This window comes from Dialister sp. UBA1703 (assembly GCA_002320515.1).
Classification (GTDB): domain Bacteria; phylum Bacillota; class Negativicutes; order Veillonellales; family Dialisteraceae; genus Dialister.
The window spans coordinates 57,478-63,221 of the sequence record DCJJ01000164.1; the positions used below are offsets into that span (position 1 = coordinate 57,478).

The following is a 5,744-nucleotide window of genomic DNA, read 5'->3' on the forward strand; positions in this document are numbered from 1 at the left end:
AAAGCAGACTCTATGAATTAATCAATGCTTCCCTAAAGACCGGAGGGTGGTGGATTGCCTTTCGGGCAATAAGTATATGCCGCTTTTCAGCAGGCTCGCTGCGCTCACCCCCCTTTGGTGCCTGCGGCACCACCTTTCCCCCGCAAGCGGGGGCACTATGAATGCTGGCATGACTCCTCTTCTAACTTCCCTTTTTGTCTTTTCTCCTCATATGATATAATAAGACTGATTTCATGAGTATGTAACGGGAAAAGATGTGTCCCGGGAAAGTGAGTACCTATATGAAAAAAATGATGATTGCCCTGGGCGTGGCTGCTGCCATTGCTGCCGGTTCCATGACTGTTTCTGCTGAAAATTACTGGAAGTACAATGATACCATTTCCATCGACATGGATGAAACCAGGGTGAAGACCACCACCAACGGCCACGAAATCCTCCATTTCGTAGCCGTGGAAGCCATCGACGGCGGCACCTGCACCTACACCTATGCCTATGACCGCACTGCCGGCACCATCCAGGTAGTGGAAATGGAAAAGGAAACGAAGACCCTGCACTACACCAGCAATTTCACCCCCACTTCCATCAACACCAACAATCCGGTCATCCGTGCCCGCGCCCAGATGGCAGAGGCCGTATACCAGAGAAAGGTGAACCATAAGAAATAATGAACGTAGAAAAGCCTGAGACAACCGTTGAAGTGGGCGAAAACCTGATTCATTTCATCGCCCGCTCCCCCTCCGTATTTCATGCAGTCCACGGTGTGAAGGAAGCGCTCCTCTATTCCGGATTTACGGAAATCCGGGAGGAAGACCCCTGGCATATTGAAAAAGGCGGGAAATACGTGGTCACCCGGAACGGCAGTGCCCTCATCGCCTTTGCAGTGCCTGAAAGCGGGGCGGACTCCTTCCGCATCACCGCTTCCCATGCCGATTCTCCCTGCTTCAAGATCAAGGAAAATCCGGAAATCAAGGAAGGGCCCTATGTGAAGCTGAATGTGGAAGCCTACGGCGGCATGATCATGTCCACCTGGCTTGACCGCCCGCTCTCCGTGGCAGGACGGCTCATCGTCCGGGAAAATGGCCATCTGGCCCAGAAACTGGCTGCAGTGGATGGCACCATGGTGGTCATTCCTTCCGTGGCCATCCATATGGACAGGAACGTGAACCACAAGAAGGACTGGAATGTGCAGACGGACCTCCTCCCCCTCTACGGCCTTGCCAAAGGGAAAACTTCCTTTATGGATGTGGTGGCTGCTTCCGCCAAAGTGAAACCGGAAGACATTCTGGCCCACGACCTGTACCTTTACAGCCGCGTGCCCGGCACCATCTGGGGCGAGGAAAAGGAATTCATTTCCTCCCCGAAACTGGATGACCTGCAGTGCGCCTTTGCCACCTTCCGCGGATTCATGCGGGGCAGGAAGGAAAAGCATATTTCCGTGTATGCCCTCTTCGACAACGAGGAGGTGGGAAGCGGCACCGCCCAGGGCGCAGGCTCCCCCTTCCTTTCCAACGTGCTCACAAGGCTCGCCCTTTCCCTGGGCCTCACCTATGACGAAACCATGGCCATGATTGCAAGGAGCTTCATGATTTCCGCTGACAATGCCCACAGCGTCCACCCCAACCATCCGGAATATGCGGACCCCGTGAACCGGCCTGCCATCAACGGCGGCATCGTCATCAAGTACAATGCCCAGCAGCGCTACGCCACCGACGGTCTTTCGGCTGCCCGCTTCAAGGAACTGTGCCGGGACCTTTCCATTCCTGTGCAGACCTTCACTAACAGGAGCGATAACCCCGGCGGCTCCACTCTGGGAAATATTTCCAATACCAAAGTATCCATGCCCACCGTGGACATCGGCCTTGCCCAGCTGGCCATGCATTCCTCCTACGAAACGGCAGGTACCCTGGACACCGCTTACCTGGTGAACGCGTCCATCAAATTCTTTGAATAACAAAAAACCTCCTTCGGGAGGTTTTTCTTATTCCTGATTTTAATGATATAATGATGGAAATGAAGGCCGCTTCGCAGCTCGGGTTCAGAGGGGAAGGTTGACGGGCCCTGCGGGCCCGAAGGTTATGGCCGCCTGCCGGCGGCGGGTTGTATAGAAAGGTTGTGTTCGCTGGCGCTCAAGGGGCAGATATCGTCCTGCGGACGATGAGCATGAAGTCAGCGCTGCGGAATTTTCTTCCCGCTCCACAGTCATTCTGAGCCGCAGGCGAAGAATCTCAGTACACGCCGCATTTGAGACAGTCGGCATTAAATACCATTCACGGTAAGCGGACAGCGGATAGCGGTAAGCCGCCCCACTGTCCCATCAGCTCACTATTCCAAAGGAGGTTATCCATGAAATTACGAATCGCACTGCTTCAGATGTATGTGGAAATGGGAAATCCCAAAGTGAATTTTTCTCATGCACAGGAATTAATGGAACAGGCCATGGAGAAGGAGCCGGATGTTCTGGTGCTTCCGGAAACATGGAATACGGGGTTCTTCCCGAAGGAGAATCTGTCTGGACTGGCCGATGAGGAGGGGGAAGAGACCTGCCGTCTTCTTTCTTCCACCGCCAGCCGATTCGGAGTGAATATCGTTGGCGGCACCACGGCGGTGAAGGTGGGCCATGATATTTACAACCGTTCCTATGTGTTTGACCGGAAGGGACATATGGTTTCTTCCTTTGATAAAATGCACGGATTTTCCCTGTCCGGAGAACCGGGGTATTTCCGCATGGGAAACCACCTTTCCCATTTCAAACTGGATACCATTTCCTGTTCCATGGCCGTTTGCTATGACATCCGCTTCCCCGAACTCATCCGGCGGGAGGCGCTTTCCGGGGTGGATCTTTTCTTCGTACCCGCTGCCTGGCCCAAAATCCGCAATCATCACTGGGTCACCCTGAACCGGGCCCGGGCCATTGAGAACCAGTTTTATCTGGCTGCAGTGAACCAGGCAGGGAAATCGGGAGACACGGAATACGCCGGCGAATCCCTGCTCCTTGACCCTTGGGGCGAGGATATATGCCACCTGGAGAGTGACGAGGAAATCGCCTTCGGCCGGGTGGACACCGATGTGATTCAAGAGGTGCGGAGCCGGATTAACGTGTTCCGCGACCGCCGCCCGGACTGGGATAAAGTAGAATAAAATCCATTCGTAAGGAAAGAAACCGGAGGATTTACCATGAAGAGCCCAATACCTCCCGGGAAGAAGGGGCAGAACCTCATAGAATATGCCCTTCTCCTGGCCATCATCACTTCCATCGGTTTTTACATATATGATCAGAGCGGCCCGGTTCCGTCCATTCGTACCGTTTTTAACCAGGCAGACAGTCTTTTAAAAACCGGCGCCCGCATTTCCTCTCCTGACTACAAGCCATTTCTTGCTTCCATCAGTTCCGCCATCAGAAAGGGTACCTGGTCCCTGAAGGAAAATGAATATGTCCATTCGCTGGAGACGCCCTGGCGAAAAAGCTGGGCATCCCCTATGCAGAAGGCGACGCCGGTCTCTGGGAAGACTGACAAATGAGAAGACAGACCTTTACGTCCTGGTTTACTATTCCGCTGCCGACAACGGCAATTATCCTATTTCAAAATTCAAAACAGGATGGGACGTCTACGGCCCCGGCCATTCAAAACTGGCCTCCCACGGGAAACCCCTTCCCGTAGCTCATGTAACCAAGTATGGATTCAATCCGTCCACCGGAGAGGAAAGCAATGAGTATGTGCGAAGCTCCGCCGTCTTCGGTTACGGCACCACAGGCATTGTGGTAAAAGGGCCGGAGGGGAAAAATACAGTCCGCACATAACAGGGATAGGCAGAAAAGGACAGCCATTCCGTGAAAAAGGGCAGAATCTCATCGAATACGCCCTTCTTCTGGCCATTATCGTGGGCATCGGTTTTCTGATTTACCGGCAGGGCCTCATGGGTGATTCTATCCGCACCGTGTTTAACAATGCAGGAAATCTTATGGAAAATGGGGCGTCAAAGAGTTCGTCAAAAGAGGAGGAAGAGCCCCTTTCCATTCCCGACCTGGTGGGCCGGGCCATTGCCGAGAGAAACGGGGGCCTAGGCTCCCTTCTGCTTGCAGGTTCCACCCATTATGTGTGTTCCGGGACCGATGAAGGGACACAGCTGGCAGAGGCACTCAACATACCTTTTCATCAAGGTGATATCTGGTCTGTAGGTCGGGAAATAACCAGTAAAGACGATTACTACGTTCTGGCATACTACTCCGCAGCTGAAAACGGCCCGGTTTCGAAGCATGCAGTCAGCAGCCCCGGCTGGAACTGGCGGGTCAAAAGCAGCGGCGAAATATCCACACAATCCGGTGAGCACATTTCCGTTCCTGCCAGGTACTATGTCTATGATCCCGTCACAGGAAAGCAGATTACCTCCGGCTATTACAGCTCCCAGAAAACGGCCACCCTGGTTTATGCACCGGGAGCGGGAAAGGAATATACCATCCGATAATAAAAAACGGTGCTCCCCAAAGAGCACCGTTTTTTGCTGTCAATCTTTCAGAAATGGTAATTCAGTCCTACGCCTACGCCGCTTTCGTTATCCACGTCGTCTCTGTCGTAGTAGGTGTAGTTCACGTCAATATCAAAGGACGTGGGCACCAGATTCAGCGCAAGCCCCGCCTTGTACTGTCTCTCTTCGCTGGACACAAGAAGGCCTGCATAGGCATCCAGAGGGCCCAGTACATTGGCCTTTCCTTCAATAAGTCCGAACATCCTGGCATCCCGGTCGTAGTAGTTCCGGTTGCCAGCGCCTACATAGAAATGGCCTACCTTGTACTTGGCATATACGTCCGTTTCATTGCCCCGGTTGTTCCAGTGCCGGTATTCGGCGCCTACGGCCAGCTTGGGGATTGGCTTCACTTCGATATGGGCGCTGTGAATGCCGTCGGCAGCACTGTTGTACCCATACCCCGCTTCCGTATCCATAATGCCGCCAAAGGCGCCGGCCATGCCTGTGCCTGCCAGTGCCATAACGGCAGCCATGCATAAAATCTTTTTCATAGAGGTCCTCCTTTCTAAACAGTATCTATATACTTTTATTATATACTATGGAGCCTGAAAAATTAAGGGCTTTTGAGAAATTGGATATCCTGCCCCATCGTCATTTCAAAATGAAGCGAATAACACAAGTGCTGCCCCGCCGCGCTGTCATTTCGAGGGCCGGAAGCGGAGCCAAGAAATCTCCCTCCTCCATGGTACAAGCCCCGTGGCGGCGGGAGATCTCTCGACTCAGAGTTTCAAAGGAGTATAATATTTTCAGTCTCATTCCGACACGCCGCTACGCTCGAGATGACGTAGCATCCCCTTACTGTCATCTCAAAATGAAGCGAATAATACAAGTGCTGCCCCGTCACACCGTCATTTCGAGCGCAGCGTAGCGGAGCCGAGAAATCCCCCTCCTCTATGGTACAAGCCCCGCTTCGGCTGGAGATCTCTCGACTCAGAGTTTCAATGATGATAAACACATATACCATCCATTCCGGCATACCGCTACGCTCGAGATGACGTAGCATCCCCTTACTGTCATCTCAAAATGAAGCGAATAATACAAGTGCTGCCCCGTCGCACCGTCATTTCGAGCGCAGCGTAGCGGAGCCGAGAAATCTCACTCCTCCATGGTACAAGCCCCGCTTCGGCTGGAGATCTCTCGACTCAGAGTTTTAATGATGATAAACACATATACCATCCATTCCGGCATGCCGCTGTGCTCGAGATGACGTAGCATCCCCT

6 protein-coding genes are annotated in these 5,744 nt (G+C 53.0%); 5 read left to right on the plus strand and 1 reads right to left on the minus strand.

Translation table 11 applies throughout. The annotated features are described in order from the left end of the window. Window positions 1–281: 281 nt before the first annotated feature. The 5 genes from B2Y11_RS07855 (at window position 282) to B2Y11_RS07875 (ending at window position 4,464) form a co-directional block, all read left to right on the plus strand. Complete coding sequence (locus B2Y11_RS07855; RefSeq protein ID WP_291057907.1) at window positions 282–665, plus strand: hypothetical protein; 384 nt, start codon at window positions 282–284, stop codon at window positions 663–665. Continuing rightward, a complete protein-coding gene (locus B2Y11_RS07860; RefSeq protein WP_291057908.1) occupies window positions 665–1,951 on the plus strand; it encodes a M18 family aminopeptidase in 1,287 nt (428 codons plus the stop codon). The genes B2Y11_RS07855 and B2Y11_RS07860 overlap by 1 nt, the downstream gene beginning before the upstream one ends. 392 nt (window positions 1,952–2,343) lie before the next feature. Then, complete coding sequence (locus B2Y11_RS07865; RefSeq protein ID WP_291057909.1) at window positions 2,344–3,138, plus strand: carbon-nitrogen family hydrolase; 795 nt, start codon at window positions 2,344–2,346, stop codon at window positions 3,136–3,138. Window positions 3,139–3,430: 292 nt separating this feature from the next. Next, on the plus strand, window positions 3,431–3,799 hold the full coding sequence (locus B2Y11_RS07870; RefSeq protein ID WP_291057910.1) for a hypothetical protein: 369 nt from the start codon (window positions 3,431–3,433) through the stop codon (window positions 3,797–3,799). A gap of 116 nt (window positions 3,800–3,915) precedes the next feature. Beyond that, window positions 3,916–4,464, plus strand: a complete 549-nt coding sequence (locus tag B2Y11_RS07875) for a hypothetical protein (protein ID WP_291057911.1) — start codon at window positions 3,916–3,918, stop codon at window positions 4,462–4,464. Between the two features lie 47 nt (window positions 4,465–4,511). Here B2Y11_RS07875 and B2Y11_RS07880 read toward each other — a convergent pair whose 3' ends face one another. After that, entirely contained in the window at window positions 4,512–5,015 is a 504-nt protein-coding gene (locus B2Y11_RS07880; protein WP_291057912.1) for a transporter, read from the minus strand. Window positions 5,016–5,744 lie beyond the last annotated feature (729 nt).